18 protein-coding genes are annotated in these 21,643 nt (G+C 50.8%); 2 read left to right on the plus strand and 16 right to left on the minus strand.

The window, feature by feature from the left end; translation table 11 throughout:
• Nucleotides 1-75: 75 nt before the first annotated feature.
• The 8 genes from RSJ68_06715 to sodC all read right to left on the minus strand — a co-directional run bounded on the left by RSJ68_06715 (nt 76) and on the right by sodC (nt 9,298).
• The gene (locus RSJ68_06715) at nt 76-2,904 is read right to left on the minus strand and encodes a 2-oxoglutarate dehydrogenase E1 component (GenBank protein WNU96166.1); all 2,829 of its coding nucleotides are present in this window, start codon (nt 2,902-2,904) and stop codon (nt 76-78) included.
• 207 nt (nt 2,905-3,111) lie between these two features.
• On the minus strand, nt 3,112-4,395 hold the full coding sequence (gene gltA, locus RSJ68_06720; GenBank protein WNU96167.1) for a citrate synthase: 1,284 nt from the start codon (nt 4,393-4,395) through the stop codon (nt 3,112-3,114).
• 117 nt (nt 4,396-4,512) lie between these two features.
• On the minus strand, nt 4,513-4,761 hold the full coding sequence (locus RSJ68_06725; GenBank protein WNU96168.1) for a succinate dehydrogenase assembly factor 2: 249 nt from the start codon (nt 4,759-4,761) through the stop codon (nt 4,513-4,515).
• 3 nt (nt 4,762-4,764) lie between these two features.
• On the minus strand, nt 4,765-5,472 hold the full coding sequence (locus RSJ68_06730; protein WNU96169.1) for a succinate dehydrogenase iron-sulfur subunit: 708 nt from the start codon (nt 5,470-5,472) through the stop codon (nt 4,765-4,767).
• A gap of 124 nt (nt 5,473-5,596) precedes the next feature.
• Complete coding sequence (gene sdhA, locus RSJ68_06735; GenBank protein WNU96170.1) at nt 5,597-7,360, minus strand: succinate dehydrogenase flavoprotein subunit; 1,764 nt, start codon at nt 7,358-7,360, stop codon at nt 5,597-5,599.
• Nucleotides 7,361-7,362: 2 nt separating this feature from the next.
• Nucleotides 7,363-7,704 (minus strand): succinate dehydrogenase, hydrophobic membrane anchor protein, encoded by a 342-nt coding sequence (gene sdhD / locus RSJ68_06740; GenBank protein WNU96171.1) that lies wholly within the window; start codon nt 7,702-7,704, stop codon nt 7,363-7,365.
• Nucleotides 7,698-8,075, minus strand: a complete 378-nt coding sequence (gene sdhC / locus RSJ68_06745) for a succinate dehydrogenase, cytochrome b556 subunit (protein WNU96172.1) — start codon at nt 8,073-8,075, stop codon at nt 7,698-7,700. Before sdhC ends, sdhD begins: the two co-directional genes overlap by 7 nt.
• 653 nt (nt 8,076-8,728) lie before the next feature.
• Nucleotides 8,729-9,298: a superoxide dismutase [Cu-Zn] SodC gene (gene sodC, locus RSJ68_06750; protein WNU96173.1), complete on the minus strand. Its 570-nt coding sequence runs from the start codon at nt 9,296-9,298 to the stop codon at nt 8,729-8,731.
• A gap of 295 nt (nt 9,299-9,593) precedes the next feature.
• Here sodC and RSJ68_06755 point away from each other — a divergent pair, with 295 nt between their 5' ends.
• The gene (locus RSJ68_06755; protein WNU96174.1) at nt 9,594-9,992 is read left to right on the plus strand and encodes a YkvA family protein; all 399 of its coding nucleotides are present in this window, start codon (nt 9,594-9,596) and stop codon (nt 9,990-9,992) included.
• Nucleotides 9,993-10,059: 67 nt separating this feature from the next.
• On the opposite strand, the gene RSJ68_06760 is transcribed toward RSJ68_06755, so the two are convergent.
• The 8 genes from RSJ68_06760 to RSJ68_06795 form a co-directional block, all read right to left on the minus strand.
• Nucleotides 10,060-10,572 carry a prokaryotic membrane lipolipid attachment site family protein gene (locus tag RSJ68_06760; protein WNU96175.1) on the minus strand — a complete coding sequence of 171 codons (513 nt, stop codon included), beginning with the start codon at nt 10,570-10,572 and terminating at the stop codon, nt 10,060-10,062.
• 201 nt (nt 10,573-10,773) lie between these two features.
• Nucleotides 10,774-11,706 (minus strand): cysteine synthase A, encoded by a 933-nt coding sequence (gene cysK / locus RSJ68_06765; GenBank protein ID WNU96176.1) that lies wholly within the window; start codon nt 11,704-11,706, stop codon nt 10,774-10,776.
• A gap of 114 nt (nt 11,707-11,820) precedes the next feature.
• Nucleotides 11,821-12,429 carry a hypothetical protein gene (locus RSJ68_06770; protein ID WNU96177.1) on the minus strand — a complete coding sequence of 203 codons (609 nt, stop codon included), beginning with the start codon at nt 12,427-12,429 and terminating at the stop codon, nt 11,821-11,823.
• A complete protein-coding gene (gene dapF, locus RSJ68_06775) occupies nt 12,426-13,277 on the minus strand; it encodes a diaminopimelate epimerase (GenBank protein ID WNU96178.1) in 852 nt (283 codons plus the stop codon). Before dapF ends, RSJ68_06770 begins: the two co-directional genes overlap by 4 nt.
• A 122-nt stretch (nt 13,278-13,399) precedes the next feature.
• Entirely contained in the window at nt 13,400-14,062 is a 663-nt protein-coding gene (locus RSJ68_06780; protein WNU96179.1) for a TetR/AcrR family transcriptional regulator, read from the minus strand.
• Nucleotides 14,063-14,073: 11 nt separating this feature from the next.
• Entirely contained in the window at nt 14,074-15,114 is a 1,041-nt protein-coding gene (gene murB, locus RSJ68_06785) for a UDP-N-acetylmuramate dehydrogenase (GenBank protein WNU96180.1), read from the minus strand.
• A 76-nt stretch (nt 15,115-15,190) separates the two neighbouring features.
• Nucleotides 15,191-16,570: a multidrug efflux MATE transporter NorM gene (gene norM, locus RSJ68_06790; GenBank protein ID WNU96181.1), complete on the minus strand. Its 1,380-nt coding sequence runs from the start codon at nt 16,568-16,570 to the stop codon at nt 15,191-15,193.
• A gap of 172 nt (nt 16,571-16,742) precedes the next feature.
• Nucleotides 16,743-17,081: a P-II family nitrogen regulator gene (locus RSJ68_06795; GenBank protein ID WNU96182.1), complete on the minus strand. Its 339-nt coding sequence runs from the start codon at nt 17,079-17,081 to the stop codon at nt 16,743-16,745.
• A gap of 349 nt (nt 17,082-17,430) precedes the next feature.
• Between RSJ68_06795 and purL the strand changes: the two genes are divergently transcribed.
• Nucleotides 17,431-21,357, plus strand: a complete 3,927-nt coding sequence (gene purL, locus RSJ68_06800; GenBank protein WNU96183.1) for a phosphoribosylformylglycinamidine synthase — start codon at nt 17,431-17,433, stop codon at nt 21,355-21,357.
• Nucleotides 21,358-21,643 lie beyond the last annotated feature (286 nt).

The raw sequence follows: 21,643 nt of genomic DNA on the forward strand, positions 1-21,643 counted from the left end.
TGTTGTGTGTTATCTCTTTTGTTTGGCGGGCGTTCCGTCTGAAGTATTTCATTCGGAACGCCGCACCGTATTGCGTTACAGCGTCATTGCGTCTTCAACCAGTTGTTTCAGCTGGGCGACGTGTTTGCTCATATAGCCGACGGCTGGCGATGCGCTGCTCGGACGGCCGGCATAAGACAGTTTTTGGCTTTCGCCGATAACGTCTTCCAAGCGGTGGCGGATTTGGTAGAACGCGCCCTGGTTCTTCGGCTCTTCTTGCGCCCAAACCACGGATTTCGCGTTCGGATATTTCGCTAGTTCTGCACGCAACTCGTCGTATGGGAACGGATAAAGCTGCTCGACGCGGACGATGGCGACATCGTTTTCCAGTTTGCGCTCGGCGCGACCTGCTTCCAAATCGTAGTAAACCTGTCCGGCGCAAAGAATCACGCGTTTCACGCTTTCATTGTTGCCACGCTCGGCGGTATCGCCGATAACGGGGCGGAAGCGCGAACCTTCGGTAAAGTTTTCCAGCGGACTCATCGCACCTTTGAAGCGCAACAGGCGTTTGGACATGAAAATCACCAGCGGTTTGCGGTATGAACCCAAGACTTGGCGTTGCAGCAGGTGGAACATTTGCGACGCTTCGGACGGCATAATAATTTGCATATTGTGTTCGGAGCACAGTTGCAACCAACGTTCTACGCGGCCGGATGAGTGTTCCGGACCTTGACCGTCGTAACCGTGCGGCAGGATGGTGGTTAGACCGCAGAGACGACCCCACTTGGTTTCGCCGGACGACAGGAACTGGTCGATGGTCACTTGCGCGCCGTTGGCAAAGTCACCGAACTGCGCTTCCCAAATGGTCAGTTTGTCGGGCGCGGAGCAGGCGAAACCGTATTCGAACGCCATAACCGCTTCTTCATTCAAGATGGAGTCGATAACGAGGAATTCGCCTGCGCCTTCGCCCATATTGCGCAGCGGTACATAAGTGCCGTCATCCCATTTTTCACGTTTTTGGTCATGCAATACGGCATGGCGGTGTGAGAACGTACCGCGTCCGGAGTCTTCGCCGGAAATGCGCACGCCGTGGCCTTTGGTGACCAGGCTGGCGTATGCGAGGGTTTCCGCCATACCCCAGTCAATCGGCTGACTGCCCGCAGCCATGCCTTTGCGCGCTTCGAGCACGCGTTTGGCTGTCGGATGCAGTGCAAAGCCTTCGGGAACGGCGGTAAATTTCTCGGCAAGACGCTCGATGTCGGCAGCAGGCAGGCCGGTTTCCACGTCTTCGCGCCAGTCTTTGCCTTGGTATTTGCTCCAGTCGATTTGCGTGCGTTGGAAATTGCTCAACGTCGTTTGCTCAACGTGTTCGCCTTTATCCAAAGCATCGCGGTAGGCTTGGATATAGCCGTCGGCTTCCGCCTGCGTTACCACGCCTTCTGCAATCAGTTGTTCGGTGTACAAAGCACGCGCACCGGGGTGTTGCGATACTTTTTTGTACATCATCGGCTGGGTCAGGGTCGGATCGTCGCCCTCGTTGTGACCCCATTTGCGGTAGCAGACGACATCGATCACGATATCTTTTTTGAATTTCTTACGGTAGTCCAAAGCGGCTTGGATGGCGAAGCAAACGCGTTCAGGATCGTCGCCGTTGACATGGATGACCGGGGCGGAAACCATTTTCGCCACGTCGGTACAATGCACGGTCGAACGGGTGTCGCGGGTATCGGAGGTGGTGAAGCCGATTTGGTTGTTGATGACGATGTGGACCGTACCGCCGGTGGTATAGCCGCGCGTTTTGGACAGATTGAACGTCGCTTGGTTGACGCCCAAGCCGACAAATGCAGAGTCGCCGTGAATCAATACGGGCAATACTTTGTCGCGGCCGTTTTCGCCCAGACGTTTTTGTTTGGCGCGTGCAGAACCTTCAACGACAGGATTGACGATTTCCAAGTGAGACGGGTTGAACGCCAAAGAAACGTGCATCGGACCGTTCGGCGTAGCGATGTCGGAGCTGAAACCCATGTGGTATTTTACGTCGCCGCTAGGCAGCTTGATTTCGGCACGGCCTTCAAATTCGGCAAACAAATCGCCCGGTTTCTTGCCCAAAATGTTGACCAAGACATTCAGACGACCTCGGTGTGCCATACCGATGATGACTTCTTCGACACCGTCTTTACCTGCGTTTTGAATCAGGTAATTCAGACCGGCAATCACGCTCTCGCCGCCTTCTACGCCGAAGCGTTTCTGACCGACGTATTTGGTATGCAGATAACGCTCCAAAGTCTCGGCAGCGGTCATTTCTTTCAGGATGCGGCGTTTCTGTTCGGCACTGTAACTCGGGGTGGACAGCACATCCTCAAAATAATTGCGCAACCAGCGGCGCTCTTCGGTATTGGGAATGTAGATGTATTCCAATGCGAGGTGGCCACAGTAGGTTTGCTTGAGGTTGCTGATGATTTGGGACAGAGGCAGTTTGCTTTGGCCGGAAAAATCGCCCTCGCCCATATTGAACTGAACCGCCATATCGGCATCATTCAGTCCGTGGAATTTGGGATCGAGGGCTTCAATGTTGCGTGGAGGGATACGTTTGAGCGGGTCAAGCTGTGCGGCGCCCACACCTTGAATACGGTAAGCAGAAATCAACCGCAGTACGCCGACCTGTTTCTTCATCATGGCTTCGTCCATACCGCCGGCAATAGCCGCTGTCGATTTGGTTTTTGCCAAATTGGCGAAGGATTCACGGATCGGCGCATGGGCGATATCAACATCCGCCGCACCGGGCTGCTTGCTTAAGTCGGTGAAATACTGCTTCCATTTTTCATCGACCGAATTGGGGTTTTCCAGGAAATTCTCATACAACTCCTCGATGTAGGGAGCATTTGAACCGAACAGATAAGAAAAATTGAGTTTTTCATCCATCATGACGCGAGCTCTTTTCTTTAAAATATAAACAAAGGGTAGAATTCCATGTGTTTCAACGGAATCCATGCCGTTTGAAATGACACTTCATTCTACCCTATTTCCAGCCAAATTACTTGTATCTGTTTCGTTTGCTGCAGACAAACTTATTTAAAAAAACTATTCGGCTTTCTCAAATGAAGTTCCGACAACATATTAATATACTGATTTTCAGCGTTTATCCGCCGGCACATAATCGCGGCGTTCCGCACCGGTATAAAGTTGGCGCGGACGGCCGATTTTCAGCGAAGGATCGCCGATCATTTCATGCCAGTGAGAAATCCAGCCCACGCTGCGCGACAGGGCGAAGATGACGGTAAACATTTCGGTCGGAATGCCCAGCGCGGACAGGACAATACCGGAGTAGAAGTCGACGTTGGGGTACAGCTTGCGCTCTACGAAGAACGGGTCTTTCAGAGCAATTTGTTCCAATTCCATTGCCAGCTTGAATTTCGGACTGTCTTCCAAGCCCAATTCTTTCAGTACTTCATAACAGGTTTCACGCATGATGCTGGCGCGCGGATCCATATTGCGGTACACACGGTGTCCGAAGCCCATCAGGCGGTATTTACGCTGTTTCACGCCTTCCATATATTCGGCAACACGGGACACATCGCCGATTTCGTCCAACATTTTCAAGACAGCTTCGTTCGCGCCGCCGTGGGACGCACCCCACAGACAGGCAATACCGGCAGCGATACAGGCAAACGGGTTCGCACCTGAAGAACCTGCCAGACGGACGGTCGAAGTCGATGCGTTTTGCTCGTGGTCGGCATGAAGGATAAAGATGCGGTCGAGCGCGCGTGCCAATACAGGATTGGGTTTGTAGTCTTCACATGGTGTGGCAAACATCATGTGCATGAAATTTTCGGAATAAGAGAGGTTGTTTCTCGGATAATTGAACGGTAGACCGTTGGAATAGCGGTAGCACATTGCTGCAATCGTCGGAATTTTGGAAATCAGGCGGTAAATCGCGATTTTTCGGTGTTCGGGGTTCGTAATGTCCAGACTGTCTTGATAGAACGCAGACAATGCACCGACCACGCCGACCATCATCGCCATCGGATGCGCATCGCGACGGAAGCCACGGAAGAACCAAGTCAGCTGTTCATGCACCATCGTATGACGGCGGACGGTATTGTCAAATTCTGCCTTTTGCTCAAGCGTCGGCAGTTCGCCGTAAATCAGCAGGTAGCAGACTTCCAAATAATCGGATTTTTCGGCGAGTTGTTCGATGGGATAACCACGGTAATACAGCAGACCTTTGTCGCCGTCGATATAAGTGATTTTGGATTCGCAGCTTGCTGTTGAAACAAACCCGGGGTCGAATGAGAATAAGCCTGTGTTTTTCGTCAGTGCGCGGATATCGACCACGTCATGACCGATGCTCGCTTCCAATACGGGCAGTTCTAAATCCTCTTGATTGGGTACGTTGAGTTTAATTGATTTGGACATATTTATCGCTCCTTTGTAGGTTGGGGCTTTCGTTGCTGCCTATGCAGCACGGTCTTTATTTTCAGACGACCTCCGTATCCTAGAAATCCGCCGAAAGGCAGGCGGATTTCCAATACGTCAAGCTCGTCTGATTTTTTCAAGCATAGGGATAAGGTGTTCCTTGTCTGTCGCCGAATGTCCGTTGATCAGGGCAAGAAGCTCCTGATCTTGAAACTCAAGGATTTCGGAAAACTCGGACAGCTCTTTATCGCTCAAATGCTCGAATTCTTTTTCCATAAACCTGCCGAAAATCAAATCTAACTCCAATAATCCCCGGCGGGTTTGAAAACGGATTTTCCGTTTGGCAATATCGTCAAAAACCATCATTTCTTAAACGGCTCGTTTCAACATAATTTCTTTAATCTTACCGATGGCACGGGTCGGATTCAAGTGTTTAGGACATACGTCCACGCAGTTCATGATGGTATGGCAACGGAACAGACGATACGGGTCGTTCAAATTGTCCAAACGCTCATTAGTAATGGTATCGCGGCTGTCTGCAATGAAGCGGTAGGCGTTCAGCAAACCGGACGGACCGACGAATTTGTCAGGATTCCACCAGAACGACGGACAGGCAGTCGAACAGCAAGCACACAAAATACATTCATACAAGCCGTCCAGCTCTTTACGCTCTTCTTGAGTTTGCAGGCGCTCTTTGTCGGCATCGATCGGATTATCGTTGACGACATAAGGTTTGATGGAATGGTATTGTTTGAAGAACTGAGTCATGTCCACAATCAGGTCGCGGATGACGGGCAGACCGGGCAGCGGGCGGATTTTGACCGGCTGTTTCAGGCTGCGTAAATCGGTCAGACACGCCAAGCCGTTTTTGCCATTGATGTTCATACCGTCAGAACCGCAAATACCTTCGCGGCAAGAACGGCGGAAAGACAGGGTGTCGTCTTGCGCTTTCAGGCGCACCAGCGCGTCCAAAAGTTTGACGTCGGTAGGTTCCAGTTCCAACTCGTAACGTTGCATATATGGTTTGGCATCAACGTCCGGATTGTAACGGTAAATTTCAAAACTCATTTTTTCCATGAGAAGTGTTCCTTTTCTCATAAACCGCCTGATGGTTTTATGTTATGGGTTCAGGCTGTTCAGTGTGGTGGTGTATTTGATTTTCAGACGACCCCTTGTGATACGGAGGTCGTCTGAAAACGCATCAGTAAACGCGCTTGGCCGGTTTGATGTATTCCACGCTCAAAGGCTGGGTGTGTACCGGTTTGTAGGACAAGGTATTGGTATCCGAATGGTACAGCGTGTGTTTCATCCAGTTTTCGTCATCGCGCTCAGGATGGTCGTCTGAAGCGTGCGCACCGCGCGATTCTTTACGTGCTTCGGCAGACACCAAAGTCGCTTTTGCCACTTCAATCAGGTTGTCCAATTCCAAAGCTTCGATACGCGCGGTATTCCACACTTTGCTCTTGTCTTTGATTTCAGTACGTTTCACGCGCTCGGCAATCGCCATAATTTCTCGAACGCCTTTGCTCAGAATCTCATCGGTACGGAACACGCCGGCGTGCAGTTGGACGGAGCGTTGCAGTTCGCGGCGCAGCGCATCAACGTTTTCGCCGCCGGTTTGGTTATCCAAGCGTTCGATACGTTGGCGGGTCAACTCGCCCGCATCCGCAGGCAGAGGTTTCCAATCGCTTTGCTCTTTGATGAATTTAATCATGCTGTCGCCGGCAGCTTTACCGAACACCACCAAGTCAAGCAGGGAGTTAGTACCCAAACGGTTCGCACCGTGTACGGAAGCACAAGCGCACTCGCCCGCAGCATACAGACCTTTCACCGGCACTTCATATTCGTCGCCTTGCGGAACAACGACTTCGCCGTGATAGTTGGTCGGAATACCGCCCATCATGTAGTGGGTAGTCGGCACAACGGGAATCGGGTCTTTAATCGGGTCGATACCGGCAAACTGAATGGAAATCTCGCGGATGCCCGGCAGTTTTTCCATAATTTTTTCGGCACCGATATGGTCGATTTTCAGCAATACATGGTCTTTGTTTTTACCGCAGCCGCGACCTTCGTAGATTTCCATCGCCATCGCGCGGGAAACCACGTCGCGTGAAGCCAAGTCTTTTACGGTCGGTGCATAGCGTTCCATAAAGCGTTCGCCGTCGGCATTCAACAGAATACCGCCCTCACCGCGCACACCTTCGGTAATCAACACGCCTGCACCTGCCACGCCGGTCGGGTGGAATTGCCAGAACTCCATATCTTCCAACGGAATGCCTGCACGGGCGCAAATACCCAAACCGTCGCCGGTGTTCATATAGGCATTGGTGGAAGACGCATAAATACGGCCGCCGCCGCCGGTAGCAAACATCACGGCTTTAGCGTGGAAAATATAAACTTCACCGGTTTCCATTTCCATGGCGGTAACGCCGACGACGTCGCCGTTCTCATCACGAATCAAATCTTGCGCCGTCCATTCCACAAAGAATTGCGTATTAGCACGGACGTTTTGTTGGTACAGGGTATGCAGCATCGCATGACCGGTACGGTCAGCAACTGCGCAGGCACGTTCTACCGCGCGCTTGCCGTGTTCGGCAGTATGGCCGCCGAAAGGGCGTTGATAAATTTTGCCGCTTTCCACGCGGTCAAAAGGCATACCCATGTGTTCCAACTCAATCACCGCTTCAGGCGCGGCGCGACACATAAACTCAATCGCATCTTGGTCGCCCAGCCAGTCGGAACCTTTCACGGTATCGTACATGTGCCAGTCCCAACGGTCCTCCTGCACATTACCCAAAGAGGCGGAAATACCGCCCTGCGCCGCTACAGTATGCGAACGGGTCGGAAACACTTTAGATAAAACGGCACAATTCAGACCGGACTTGGATAATTGGAGGGCTGCGCGTAAACCTGCACCACCACCGCCGACAATCACGGCATCAAACTTGCGAACAGGAAAACCCATACTTACCCCCAAATTACTTTAATTGAATACACCAAGCAGCCGACCAACCAAACGATGGTGGCAACCTGCAAAAACAAACGCACGCCGAAGGGTTTGATATAGTCCATCCACAAATCGCGGATACCCACCCAAGCATGCAAAAATACAGCGATAAAGCTGACCTGAGTGAACACTTTCACCCAAACTTGATCGAAAAATGCCTGCCATGCCGAATATTCTTTAGGCAGGGTAAACAGAATCACTAAAAGTGCAACGGTATAGATCAACATGATAACCGCAGTCGCACGCTGCATCGCCCAATCGCGCAAACCGTAATGCGCACCGGTCAATTTACGTTCTACCATAACAACGCTCCCAAAACGACGGTCAGCACCAATGCGGCAGCAAACACCAATTTGGCGGTATTACGCGCAGTATTCAGCTCAAGGCCTTTGTGTGCATCCAAAAGCAAGAAACGGACACCGGCGAGCAGATGGTGCAGATAAGCCCATAACACGCCAATTAAAATCAACTTGACCAAAGGATTGGAAACGATAGCACGGTAAGTTTCAAACGCCGACTCGCGGCTCAACGTACCGGACAGGAGATACAGCAAAACGGGAAGCATCACAAATAACGCTACCCCACTAATGCGGTGCAAGATGGAGACAATCCCCGGTATCGGCAAGCGAATATTGGGAATCTCCAAAAAGACAGGACGCGGTTTGACGGACATAGCCAGTTCCTCTGTATTTTTTATCAGCTCAAAACCAATAACTCAAATTACATCGAGTTACATAAACCATAATTTACCTGTTTTATCCGATTTTGAACAGTCTAATTTATAAACAATCTAATAAATTTTACCAAAAAACATCATAAACTGTACCAATAACAATAAACATCTCTATTAATACTTAAACCAACATTTTTTCCACTACCGCTTAATCAGTTTCGCACAATCTCACACCATCAAAATAGTATTAATATCCTGTTTCTTGTGATAAAAATATGAATTAATATCATTTACCAACGCATCCACAAGCAAAACAACCATAACCTTATGGGATAACACGTTGCATTCAAAACAAAATTTCAACAGGCAACTTTTCAGACGACCTTCTTATTTTTCTATTACAAAACTGCAATATTTTAGTGAATAAAGATTTGCGTCATACGTCATATCGATGGTGTGATTTCTACTAATGCCTTCAAAAAGACAGCGCTGCAACCATAGCGGAATGATACGGGCTTCAGACAAACAGCTGATTGACGCTATTCATAAATTAAATGACACAGCTGAAGTTCTGAAGTAGATCTCATTGCAAATAAAAGTGCGGTTAAAACGTTCAACATTTTTAACCGCACTTTTTGTTTCTAACAATCAACCTATTTAATCACGCCACACGCCATACGCGCACCGCCACCACCAAGCGGAGCAGGATGATCGGAATGATTGTCGCCACCAACGTGGATCATAATAGAATGACCACGAACTTCATTAAGGTGTTTGATGCGTGGCGCAAGAACCGGATTGGTGGCTGTACCGTCGTGTAATACGGTTAATGCAGGCAAATCGCCTAAGTGGGCATCATCTTGCCATGGGAAACCGTGTTTTTTGGTTTCTTTCGGATCCCAGTGGCCGCCGGCGCCCAAGCCTGCAGTCAGTTTACCATCTTTTTCTTTCGGCTCACAGCTTGGGTTTTGATGAATGTGAAAGCCATGCAGTCCAGCTTCTAATCCGCTCAAGTTTGGCGTAAAGACCAAACCGTACTTGGATTCGGTAATCGTTACAGTGCCTACATCTTTATTACCATTAACCGGGTCAAGTTGTTGCACTTTCACTTTAATAGAAGCACCAGCAGGTGTCATATGGTCATGTTTGTGTTCATGCGCGTTGACGATTCCTGCAGCACAGATTGCACTGATGCCAACAGCTAATAGCGTTTTAAATTTCATTTATATCTCCTTTTTTGCCAAATTTATGTCAAAAACTCCTTTGTATTCTAAACAATATGGGGAGTAAATCGAGTATTTTTAAGATGTTATTAGCTATCAAAGCCATTTGATTTTTCTATCTTTTCCATTAATCGAAATAATATTTATTTATAATATGAAACAGCTACGATAAAGAAGTAGTCAACCATAATTTTTGCCTCGTTTAGGCAAAACTGACATTTCTTTGCCTTACTCCGCTTTATACTGTGCCCGCATTACGGCAAACCCTTTCCACTCAATTATTGCGAGGCTTGTTATGAAACATTCCGAAGAAAAACAATACACCCAATCTTCCGATCCGGAAAACTTTATCCCAAAATTCAGAAGGCGCAATTTGGACAAAACGGGCTTTCTCAACAAACTCGCTCGTTTTGCAGGTCGATTGGGTGAACCCATCGTCCGTCAGTTGTATGCGCTGTATTATCTTTGGGACTCCCCACATACGCCTAGACGCGCCAAGATGATTATTGTCGGCGCATTGGTTTACTTCCTCAGTCCTATCGACAGCATCCCCGATTTGCTGGGTCCTTTGGGATTCAGCGACGACATTGCCGTCATTACTTTGGTGTATAGCCAGATGAAAACCTACCTGACCGAAGACATTAAAGAACGGGCAAAAGTAGCAACTGCAAAGCTACTGCGTAAGACATCATAAATATCCACATCCAAAACAAAAGGTCGTCTGAAAATTTTCAGACGACCTTTTGTTTGAAATGTGAAACTTATTTCAACGGAGTCATATTCATCACTTCCATCAGGAAGTTGGTAAACGCCGGATTGGAAGGCTTGTTGCCCATATTTTTCCAACGTTGCTGCCAACCGCGCAAAGCGTTTTGGATATACAGCTTGGATTGTTCGGTATTGATTTCGCCTCGTTGGCTGTCAACGGCAGAACGCAGATAAACCTCATATACGCTGTCATCCACGACATTACGGCCGACAAGCTGGATACGGAACTTGTTCAGATATTGGGCAGCTTGAACTTTGGTCATTTTTCCTTGGCTGACCTGATAGCTCAAACGCGTCGCCTCATCGCGGATTTTTGAAACATCACTCCAATGCGAAGAAGCCAAACTGAACGCCGCAGATTTTTCGCCCTTAGTCGTTTTAACATTAGGCTTAACATTAGTCGGACGGACAGGCACTTCTTGCAAGCTTGGGACATAAATGGTCTCACAACCGGCAAGTGCCGCCAACGCAAATAAGATGGGGATATATTTTTTCATGTCTACCATTATAATCAGGATTATCCAGATAACCAAATTCTATATCAATCTGACTTTTTCTGTTGACTGAATTACAACAACTTTCGCCTTACATTCCAATCTTTACACGATATGGTGGTTTAAATCCATTTTTACGCCACATCATGCCGCAAGACCGCAAAAAAGACCGCCGAAGCGGTCTTTTTTATCACTTATCTTCTCCCAACCCTATTATGCCAAATCGGCAAACAGAGGCGTAGAAAGATAGCGTTCGCCATAAGAAGGCAGCAGCACGACAATCAGTTTGCCTTCGTTTTCAGGCTGTTTGGCAAGCTGCAGCGCGCTCCATACTGCCGCACCGGAAGAAATACCGACCAAAATACCTTCTTTTTCCGCCATCGCACGGGCGGTTTCAAATGCCGCCTCGTTCGGAACTTGGGAAACGCTGTCATATACTTTGGTATTCAACACGGTAGGGATAAAGCCGGCGCCAATACCTTGAATCGGGTGCGGACCTTTTTCACCACCGCTCAAAACCGGAGAAGCTTCAGGCTCGACGGCAACGACTTTGACTTCGGGTTTGTATTTTTTCAACACTTCGCCCACGCCGGTAACCGTACCGCCCGTACCGACACCCGCCACAAAAATATCGACTTTACCGTCAGTATCGCGCCAAATTTCTTCGGCGGTCGTTTCGCGGTGGATTTGCGGGTTCGCCTCGTTATCGAATTGGCGCGGCATGAAATAAGTATCGGGATGTTCGTCCACCAAGGCTTGTGCTTTTGCAATCGCCCCTGCCATACCTTCGGACGCAGGAGTCAAAATCAATTCCGCACCGAACGCACGAAGCAGCATTTTGCGTTCTTTACTCATGCTTTCAGGCATCGTGATTGCCAGCTTGTAGCCGCGCGCCGCGCACACCATTGCCAAACCGATACCCGTATTGCCGCTGGTCGCTTCCACAATTACGGTATCCTTACCGATTTTGCCCGCTTTTTCGGCGGCTTCAACCATCGCTTCGGCGATGCGGTCTTTCACGCTGCTGCCGGGATTGAAAAATTCCAGTTTGACGGCGATTTCGGCTTTCAAACCTTCAGTCAGACGGTTTAATTTGACCAAAGGGGTGTTGCCGATCAGCTCGGTGATGCTGTTTGCAATCTTCATTTTCTACTCCAGATTTTGATGTGATATGACCTGTATATTAAAGACAGGTCGTCTGAAAAACCAATATCGAATGTTTCTTTATTTATAACTTTTGGTTGTTTGGCTTGATGCGCCCTAATGAAGTCCGATTTCTCCGACTATCGCCCCCGTGACTAAAGTCTGCATGACCAAAGCCATCAGCCAGCCCAGTCTGAGTTGCGCTTTACTGAACACCGCCGGCGACTGCTTGGCAATACTTCTGCGGTGCAGATAAAAAACCGCCATCATGACAAACTGCAAAACAAACCAATAAACAGGCTTGAGCGCGTACAGTTTCAACAAAGCCGGAAACGTAAAAGCCAAAGAACGGCCCGGCATCAGAAAATACAATATCGCGGCAATCGACACAAAAGCCAAAGTCATCAATACATTGCTGACGGCAAACACGCTCAAAAACGGATGCTGCAAATCCGCCTGCCAAAAACCAGTATCCGCCTGCTTTTTCCAATGAAAAGCAAAGAAAAACACACTGGCAAAAGTCAGATAAAAATGCGGGACAAACAACGGACCGACATGGGTAATCCCCCACATTCCCGGCAAAAGCTGCGATCCCAAAGTCGACACGCCCAGCCACAAAACAACCGAAGCCCAAAACCACTGGAACATTTCAGCGCGGAAAATCAATCCAAAAAACACCAGCCCATAAGCAACAACGGCGAGAAAATCCAAATTCGTCCAAATCATGAATACTGCAACTCGCCTTCAAAAACCGTTTGAACAGGCCCGGTCATCAAAACGTCCTCACCATGCGACCAAGTAATAAACAAATCCCCGCCCGGCAGCGAAACCTTCACAGGCACGCCTTCCGCCAACAGCCCCAACCGGACGCCCGCAACCACAGCCGCACAAGCCCCCGTACCGCAAGCCTGCGTTTCACCCACGCCGCGTTCAAATACGCGCAGGCGGATAGATTCCCTATCGACAATCTGCATAAAGCCGACGTTGACACGTTCTGGAAACTGTTCGTGCGACTCAATCGCTTCACCCCAATGAGCCACGGGCGCAGTCTGAACATCCTCCACCACAATCACAGCATGAGGATTGCCCATATTCACACAACTGATCTGCACCGTTTCCAAACCGACCATCACCATATGCGTCAAAGCATCATCTGCTTCGTCAGGAACCGGTACAAACGGAATTTCAGACGACGTAAAGCGCGGTTTGCCCATATTCACGGTCACCAAACCGTTGTCCAACAGCTTGGGAATAATCACGCCCTTAGCCGTTTCAACCAAAATTTCCTTTTTATCGGTCAAGCCTTTATCCGTCACAAATCGGGCAAAACAGCGCGCACCGTTGCCACACTGCTCCACCTCGCTGCCATCCGCATTGAATATACGATAACGGAAATCCACCGCATCGGAAGAAGGCTTTTCCACCAACAGCAACTGATCGAAGCCCACCCCTCTAAAACGGTCGGACCATTCAGCAAGCGGCGCAGTCAGCGGATCAAAATCCTGCCCGATACCGTTTACCACCATAAAATCATTGCCCAAACCGTGCATTTTGGTAAATTTCAAGGTTTTCATCAGTTTTCCTGTTTGTAATCGAATTGAGATGTTTTTTAGATATTGGCAACTAGGCATGGATACTCAGGCAGAGATTTGCCGCATCATCTTTTTTCAGACGACCTTTAACCTTGCCCCAATGATTATGATGTCAAAATATCGGCTGCCGCTGTAATTCTTCGGTCGTATTCCTCGCGGTGTTCCGGCAAGAGGTAGGGGCGCAGGAGGCTTAAGGTACGGCGGATGCCGCGTGCTTTGGAGTCTTCGGTCAGCTTGGTACGCCCGCGTAGGGAGCTGTCGAAGTCGAACCAGTATTTCGTGACCATCCACATATTGACGGCGAGGTCGTTCATGGCGGTTTGGTCGGCTTGGATGATGTGCAGGCCGTTGAGCTGGGTGAGCAGGTTGACCAAGAGCGGGGAGACTTTGGCTTGGGTGAAGGTATTGTGTTCGCCCAATAGTTCGGCACTGCGCGCAAGCAGGGTGTTCACGTCGCTGAAAAGGAAGCGGTATTCCCACATGACGTCGTAAATGCCCGCCATATAGTTGATGGAGTCTTCCACATCGGACGGCAACACGGCTTCATTCAGGTATGCCAGCAGGGCTTCGCTGTAACGTTTGAATAGTTGGACGATGATTTCGTCTTTGTTGCGGAAGTGGTAATAAAGATTGCCCGGACTGATGCCCAAATGCGCCGCGATATGGTTGGTGCTGATGTTGCGCTCGCCTTCCTCGTTGAAGAGCGTCAGGCTGGCGTCGATGATGCGGGTGTAAGTATTGGTTTTTGCAATGCGGGTCACGGGCATACTCCTTGGATTTACAGGCTGTACGAAGCGGGCAGCCAATTGGGTTCGGCGTGTAATTCTACCTGAAATCGAGTAAATACTGTATCGCAGACATGTTGCGCCAGTTGCCGGACGTCGTCTGAAGAAGCATTGTTTTTGTTCACCAAAACCAAAGCCTGCCTGTCGTGTACCGCCGCGCCGCCGATTTGGAAGCCTTTCAGACGACATTGGTCGATCAGCCAGCCTGCCGCAAGCTTGACCGAACCATCGGGCTGCGGATAGCGCGGCATATCGGGATGCTGCTGCAACAGGGAAGCAGCTTTTTCTGCACTGACGACGGGATTTTTAAAGAAACTGCCGACATTACCAAGTACGTTAGGATTAGGTAGTTTACTGTTGCGGATTGCACACACTGCATCGGAAACGTCTTTCGCCGTCGGCATTCTGCCCGCGCTCAGTTCGGCAACGGCGGCCGCCAAATCGCCGTAACCCAAATTCGGCTCGAAACGCTCTTTCAGGGAGAACACGACCGAAACAATCACATAACGCCCTTTGCCTTCCTGCTTGAACAGGCTTTCGCGGTAGGCGAAGCGGCAGTCGGCATTGGAAAGCTCGACAAAGGTTTCCGTATCCAAATCGAAACAGCGCACGCTGTGAATCACGTCTTTAGCCTCCACACCGTATGCACCGATGTTCTGAACGGGCGACGCGCCGACCGTACCCGGAATCAGGCTCAGGTTTTCCAGACCGTTCAAGCCCAGCGCGACAGTGTGCAGGACAAAATCGTGCCAAATTTCGCCTGCTTGCGCTTCGATGTAAACGAGGCCGTCTGAACGCGCAATCTCGCGTATGCCTTTGTTTTCCATATGTACGACCAGTCCGGCGTAATCCTGCATTAAAAGGATGTTGCTGCCGCCGCCGAGCCATAAAACGGTATTGCGGTCGAACTCGGGCAGTCGGACGACGTCACGCAACTCGTCAGCGTGTTCGAGCGCGATAAAGGCTTGGGCTTGGGCGCGAAGACCGAAAGTGTTGTAGGGGGTGAGGTCGGTTTGGTATTGGATGGGTTGCATGGGTTTAAACTTTAAAATAGGTATTGTTAGTGGCGGGCTTTAGCCCATTGTTTCGATATTTTAATCGGCGGAGTTTTCAGACGACCTTATGCGATCTGACCATCTCCCTGCTGCACAATTCCAAACACCACACCAAGGCGACGGCGGCGATGGTGAGCGAGGCAATCAATGCCGTCCAGAAGCCGTAAATGCCCATATCGAAACGGTAGGCGAGCAGATAGCCCGGCAGCAGGCCGCAGCCCCAGAAGGCGGCGGCGTGGATAAACATCGGCACCTTGGTGACTTTATAACCGCGTAGGGCGTAGGACGCGATGCATTGGGTGAAGTCTGCCGGTTGGAACAAGCCGGCGAACAGCAGGACGGTGGCGGCGATGCTTAAAACCGCCGGATCATCGTTGTACATGCTTGCCAGCGGAGAACGGAATAATACCAAGGAAAACACGGTAATCACGGCGAGCACCCAGCCCGACACCAGCGACACGCCGGAAATATAACGCGCCCGCGAAAATTCGCGCCGTCCTAATGAAAAGCCGATGCGTACCGTCCCCGCCGAGCCGACGCTTTGCGGAATCATATAGAGAATCCCCGACAAACTGATGCCGACCTGCTGCGCCGCCACATAATCCTCGCCGAAAGGCGCAATCAAAAAAACGATAAACGAAAATGCGCTGGCTTCCAAAAAATAAGACAGTCCGATGGGTGCGCCGATTTTCCAAATCTGTTTGAACACCATCAAATCCGGTTTGCCGAATTTCGCCGTCAGTCCGAACGGGCGGAAGAATTTTTCCTTGGCGATATAAATCCACAACGCCAGCGCGCTGAACCAAAACACCGCCATCGTCGCCAGTCCGCAGCCTGCGCCGCCCAAAGCGGGCATGCCGAATTTGCCGTAAACAAAAATATAGTTCAGCGGCACGTTCAACACAAACGCCGCGAAGCTGACCAACATAATCAGGCGCGGGCGGTTCAGGCTGGAAGCGTAGGCGTGCAGGGCGCGGTGTACCATTGCCGCCGGCATCGCCAGACTGGTAAACAACATATACTGCGCCATCGTGCCTTCCACATAATCGCTCAAGGTCAGCCAGTTGCGGAACGGCGTAATCGCCGCCCACATCAATACCATGCCGAAAATCCCCAAAAACAGCCCGAACCAAATCCCCTGCCGCCCCGTTTCGCCCACTTCACCGGTTTTACCCGCGCCGTAAAGCTGAGCAATCATCGGGTTCAGCGCCGCCATAATGCCCATAAACGTAATATAAACCGTAGCAAACGCGCTGCTGCCCAAAGCCACCGCTGCCAAGTCCTCCTTACCCGCACCGCCCGCCATCACGGTATCGACGAAACCGATGCCCACCTGCGCGACCTGCGCCAACAGCATGGGCAGAGCAAGGGCGGTCAGCAGGCGGACTTCTTTCAGGAAGACGGAAAAGGAAAAGCGGTTGAGGTCGAGCAGCATAAGTGTTTGTAGAACTTTAAAAAAAGCGGAAATAAAGAAACAGGTCGTCTGAAAACAGACGGCCTGTTCCGTATGGGATTTGAAAACGGAATTATATTGGAAACAACGATTGATGGACAGCCAGAAAGCCTTTCAGACGACCTTAAACACCCCCAATGTCGTCTAAAAACCGTCAAATCGCCGCTTCGGAGCGTTCGCCCGTACGGATGCGGATGGCTTCTTCCACAGGCAGCACGAAGATTTTGCCGTCGCCGATTTTGCCGGAACGGGCGTTTTCGATGATAACGTCAATCACTCTTTCGACATCTTCATCGGCAATAATCAATTCAACTTTAACTTTGGGCAGAAAATCGACGGCATATTCCGCGCCGCGGTAGATTTCCGTATGCCCTTTCTGACGGCCAAATCCTTTAACTTCGCTGACGGTCATGCCGGTGATGCCGATTTCGGTAAGGGCTTCGCGCACGTCGTCGAGTTTGAAGGGTTTGATGATGGCTTCGATTTTTTTCATGGCACACTCCGATTAGATAGGAACAAACGGCAAATATAACAGAAGCAGCAGGGAAACGATAAGCGGTACGTTTCACTCAGCGATGCGGGCATGACGGTATTTGACATAAAGACATACGGAAACAGTTGCTTCCTTCTACTTCCTTCAATTTTTCACATACCCGACTTGCGACGGAAATCAGAAAAACAGATAAAACCCTTATCCCTTAATATTTTCAGACGACCCCTACGTTTCCCCCAGCCACAGGTCGTCTGAAAAATTGTCAACATTTTCACCCAAATTACCAAGCAACCCAGACCCATTCGGCGTATAATACAGCCTTTCCCAACCGCATTTTGAGAGCTGAATCATGTCTGTTGTTTTGCCCTTGCGCGGCGTTACCGCCCTTTCCGATTTCCGTGTTGAAAAACTCTTGCAAAAAGCGGCCGCACTCGGTCTGCCCGAAGTAAAACTGAAAAGCGAATTTTGGTATTTTGTCGGCAGCGAGAAAGCACTGGATGCTGCGACTGTTGAAAAACTGCAAGCCTTGTTGGCGGCGCAAAGCGTTGAAGAAACGCCCGAAGCGCGCGAGGGCTTGCATTTATTTTTGGTAACGCCCCGTTTGGGTACGATTTCGCCGTGGGCTTCCAAGGCAACCAATATCGCGGAAAACTGCGGTTTGGAAGGCATAGAGCGCATTGAGCGCGGCATGGCGGTGTGGCTGGAAGGTCGTCTGAACGACGATGAGAAACAGCAATGGGCGGCTTTGCTGCACGACCGCATGACCGAATCCGTACTGCCTGATTTTGAGACGGCCTCCAAATTATTCCACCATCTCGAATCCGAAACCTTCTCTACCGTCGATGTTTTGGGCGGCGGTAAAGAGGCTTTGGTCAAAGCCAATACCGAAATGGGTTTGGCACTCTCTGCCGACGAAATCGATTATCTGGTTGAAAACTATCAGGCTTTGCAGCGCAATCCGTCCGATGTGGAGCTGATGATGTTCGCGCAGGCAAACAGCGAACACTGCCGCCACAAAATCTTCAACGCCGATTTCATCCTCAACGGAGAAAAACAGCCGAAATCGCTCTTCGGCATGATTCGCGACACGCACAACGCGCATCCCGAAGGCACGGTTGTCGCCTATAAAGACAATTCGTCCGTGATCGAAGGCACGAAAATCGAGCGTTTCTATCCGAATGCGGCGGAAAACCAAGGCTACCGTTTCCACGAGGAAGACACGCATATCATTATGAAAGTGGAAACGCACAACCATCCGACCGCCATTGCGCCGTTTGCAGGCGCGGCGACGGGCGCGGGCGGCGAAATTCGCGACGAAGGCGCAACAGGCAAAGGCTCACGTCCGAAAGCAGGCTTGACCGGCTTTACCGTCTCCAACCTGAATATCCCTGGCTTGGAGCAGCCTTGGGAACAAGCCTACGGCAAACCAGGCCATATTGCTTCTCCTTTAGACATCATGATTGAAGGCCCGATCGGCGGCGCAGCGTTCAACAATGAATTCGGCCGTCCAAATCTCTTGGGCTACTTCCGCACTTTTGAAGAAAAATTTGACGGTCAGGTTCGCGGCTATCACAAACCGATTATGATTGCCGGCGGTTTGGGTAGCATTCAGGCACAACAAACTCACAAAGACGAAATCCCTGAAGGCGCATTGCTGATCCAACTGGGCGGCCCGGGTATGCTCATCGGCTTGGGTGGCGGCGCGGCTTCTTCGATGAATACCGGCACAAACGACGCCTCTTTGGACTTCAACTCCGTGCAACGCGGCAACCCTGAAATCGAACGCCGCGCGCAGGAAGTCATCGACCGCTGCTGGCAGCTCGGCGACAAAAACCCGATTATCTCCATCCACGACGTCGGCGCGGGCGGCCTGTCCAACGCCTTCCCCGAACTCGTCAACGATGCCGGACGCGGCGCGGTATTCAAACTGCGCGAAGTGCCGCTGGAAGAACACGGTCTTAACCCGTTGCAAATCTGGTGTAACGAATCACAAGAGCGTTATGTATTGTCGATTTTGGAAAAAGATTTGGAGATCTTCCGCGCCATATGCGAACGCGAACGCTGCCCGTTTGCCGTGGTCGGCACGGCGACCGACGACGGCCATTTGAAAGTGCGCGACGACTTGTTCTCCAACAACCCCGTCGATTTGCCACTGAACGTCTTGCTCGGCAAACCGCCCAAAACCACGCGCAGCGACAAAACCGTGAGGTCGTCTGAAAAACCGTTTAACGCGGGCAATATCGACATCACTGAAGCCGCCTACCGCGTTCTGCGCCTGCCTACCGTAGCCGCTAAAAACTTCCTGATTACCATCGGCGACCGCAGCGTCGGCGGCATGACCCACCGCGACCAAATGGTCGGCAAATACCAAACCCCCGTAGCCGACTGCGCCGTAACCATGATGGGTTTCAACACCTATCGCGGCGAAGCGATGTCTATGGGCGAAAAACCGACCGTCGCCCTGTTTGATGCGCCTGCTTCGGGCAGAATGTGCGTCGGCGAAGCCATCACCAACATCGCGGCGGTCAACATCGGCGACATCGGCAACATCAAGCTTTCCGCCAACTGGATGGCGGCATGCGGCAACGAAGGCGAAGACGAAAAACTTTACCGCACCGTCGAAGCCGTCTCCCAAGCCTGTCAGGCATTGGATCTGAGCATCCCCGTAGGCAAAGACAGCCTGTCAATGAAAACCGTGTGGCAGGACGGCGAAGAGAAAAAATCTGTCGTCTCGCCGTTGAGCCTGATTATCTCCGCGTTCGCGCCAGTTCAAGACGTACGCAAAACCGTTACGCCCGTATTAAAAGACAATGCCAATTCATTCACTATTCTGCTGATGATTGACTTAGGCAACAACAAGTGCCGTATGGGTGGGTCTGCACTGGCTCAAGTGTATAACCGAAGCGGTGGCGAAGCACCTGATATTGATGCAGGCCATCTGAAAGCGTTTTATCAGTTAATTCAGCAACTCGTTCAAGAAGATAAGTTGCTGGCCTACCACGACCGCAGCGACGGCGGTTTGTTTGTGACTCTGGCAGAAATGGCATTTGCTTCTCGCCGTGGCATGAATCTCGACCTGCTGACAATGGTAAGTAAAAATATTAACGTTCAAAACGAGTATTACTCGTCTCAAGAATGGCAAAAATTTGTCCTAACTACCCTGTTTAACGAAGAATTAGGAGCCGTTATTGCTGTTCACGCTGCCGACCACGAATATATTTTCAATTTGTGCGAGAAACTGAATCTCACGCTGCACTATTTGGGAGAGTTTGCCGACAGCGGCCATATGGTCATCAATGCAGGAGAAGAAATTTTCAATCAATCCCTTACCGACCTGCAACGCGCATGGCAGGAAACCAGCCACGCCATTCAACGTCTGCGCGACAACCCTGCCTGCGCCGACAGTGAGTTTGCCCTGATTGGCGACAACGAACGCAGCGCATTGTTTGCCGACGTGAAGTTTGATGTAAACGAAGACATCGCCGCGCCTTTCGTCAACAGCGGCGCGAAACCCAAAATCGCCATCCTGCGCGAACAGGGCGTAAACGGCCAAATCGAAATGGCCGCCGCGTTTACCCGTGCTGGTTTCGATGCCTACGACGTGCATATGTCCGACCTGATGGCAGGCCGCTTCAACCTTGCCGACTTCAAAATGCTGGCGGCGTGCGGCGGTTTCAGCTACGGCGACGTACTCGGCGCGGGCGAAGGCTGGGCGAAATCCATCCTGTTCCACCCCGCCTTACGCGACCAGTTCGCCGCCTTCTTCGCCGACCAGGACACGCTGACATTGGGCGTGTGCAACGGCTGCCAAATGGTCAGCAACCTCGCCGAAATCATCCCCGGCACGGCAGGCTGGCCGAAGTTCAAACGCAACCTGAGCGAACAGTTCGAAGCGCGCCTGAGCATGGTTCACGTCCCCAAATCAGCCTCCCTGATCCTGAACGAAATGCAAGGCTCCAGCCTGCCCGTCGTCGTCAGCCACGGCGAAGGCCGCGCTGACTTCGCGCTTCACGGCGGCAAAATTTCAGACGGCCTCGGCATCGCGCTGCAATACGTCGACGGACAAAACCAGGTTACCCAAACCTACCCGCTCAACCCCAACGGCTCGCCGCAAGGCATCGCCGGCGTTACCAACGCCGACGGCCGCGTTACCATCATGATGCCCCACCCCGAACGCGTGTACCGCGCCGCGCAAATGAGCTGGAAACCGGAAGACTGGACGGAACTGTCCGGCTGGTACCGCCTCTTCGCCGGAGCAAGGAAGGCTTTGGGTTAACCCGCAGGCTGATTTGATTCGGCTTTAAAGAAAAGGTCGTCTGAAAACGATTTAGCGGATTCTGCTATATTCGTTTTCAGACGACCTTTATATGTTCTTTTGCGTATAAGAACGAGCCGACCGCCGTCATTCCCGCGCAGGCGGGAGTCCAGACCTCTGTATTTCAGAAATACTTAAAGATTACTGTAAATCCAAACTTCTGGATTCCCGCCTGCGCGGGAATGACGACCTAGATTTTTTTGTCCCGAACCTATATATACAAACAAATTTAATTGAATTTATAGAA

It is taken from the genome of Neisseria sp. DTU_2020_1000833_1_SI_GRL_NUU_006 (assembly GCA_032388755.1).
Taxonomy (GTDB): Bacteria; Pseudomonadota; Gammaproteobacteria; order Burkholderiales; family Neisseriaceae; genus Neisseria; species Neisseria sicca_C.

Excerpts from the sequence above, each read along its gene's own strand:
- RSJ68_06780 (WNU96179.1), bottom strand. The coding sequence starts at position 14,062 with ATGCCCGTGACCCGCATTGCAAAAACCAATACTTACACCCGCATCATC.
- sdhD (WNU96171.1), bottom strand. The coding sequence starts at position 7,704 with ATGGTAGAACGTAAATTGACCGGTGCGCATTACGGTTTGCGCGATTGG.
- gltA (WNU96167.1), bottom strand. The coding sequence starts at position 4,395 with ATGTCCAAATCAATTAAACTCAACGTACCCAATCAAGAGGATTTAGAA.
- RSJ68_06760 (WNU96175.1), bottom strand. The coding sequence starts at position 10,572 with ATGGTAGACATGAAAAAATATATCCCCATCTTATTTGCGTTGGCGGCA.
- sdhA (WNU96170.1), bottom strand. The coding sequence starts at position 7,360 with ATGGGTTTTCCTGTTCGCAAGTTTGATGCCGTGATTGTCGGCGGTGGT.
- RSJ68_06715 (WNU96166.1), bottom strand. The coding sequence starts at position 2,904 with ATGATGGATGAAAAACTCAATTTTTCTTATCTGTTCGGTTCAAATGCT.
- RSJ68_06730 (WNU96169.1), bottom strand. The coding sequence starts at position 5,472 with ATGGAAAAAATGAGTTTTGAAATTTACCGTTACAATCCGGACGTTGAT.
- norM (WNU96181.1), bottom strand. The coding sequence starts at position 16,570 with ATGCTGCTCGACCTCAACCGCTTTTCCTTTTCCGTCTTCCTGAAAGAA.
- RSJ68_06725 (WNU96168.1), bottom strand. The coding sequence starts at position 4,761 with ATGATGGTTTTTGACGATATTGCCAAACGGAAAATCCGTTTTCAAACC.
- sodC (WNU96173.1), bottom strand. The coding sequence starts at position 9,298 with ATGAAATTTAAAACGCTATTAGCTGTTGGCATCAGTGCAATCTGTGCT.
- dapF (WNU96178.1), bottom strand. The coding sequence starts at position 13,277 with ATGAAAACCTTGAAATTTACCAAAATGCACGGTTTGGGCAATGATTTT.
- RSJ68_06795 (WNU96182.1), bottom strand. The coding sequence starts at position 17,081 with ATGAAAAAAATCGAAGCCATCATCAAACCCTTCAAACTCGACGACGTG.
- cysK (WNU96176.1), bottom strand. The coding sequence starts at position 11,706 with ATGAAGATTGCAAACAGCATCACCGAGCTGATCGGCAACACCCCTTTG.
- purL (WNU96183.1), top strand. The coding sequence starts at position 17,431 with ATGTCTGTTGTTTTGCCCTTGCGCGGCGTTACCGCCCTTTCCGATTTC.
- RSJ68_06755 (WNU96174.1), top strand. The coding sequence starts at position 9,594 with ATGAAACATTCCGAAGAAAAACAATACACCCAATCTTCCGATCCGGAA.
- sdhC (WNU96172.1), bottom strand. The coding sequence starts at position 8,075 with ATGTCCGTCAAACCGCGTCCTGTCTTTTTGGAGATTCCCAATATTCGC.
- murB (WNU96180.1), bottom strand. The coding sequence starts at position 15,114 with ATGCAACCCATCCAATACCAAACCGACCTCACCCCCTACAACACTTTC.
- RSJ68_06770 (WNU96177.1), bottom strand. The coding sequence starts at position 12,429 with ATGATTTGGACGAATTTGGATTTTCTCGCCGTTGTTGCTTATGGGCTG.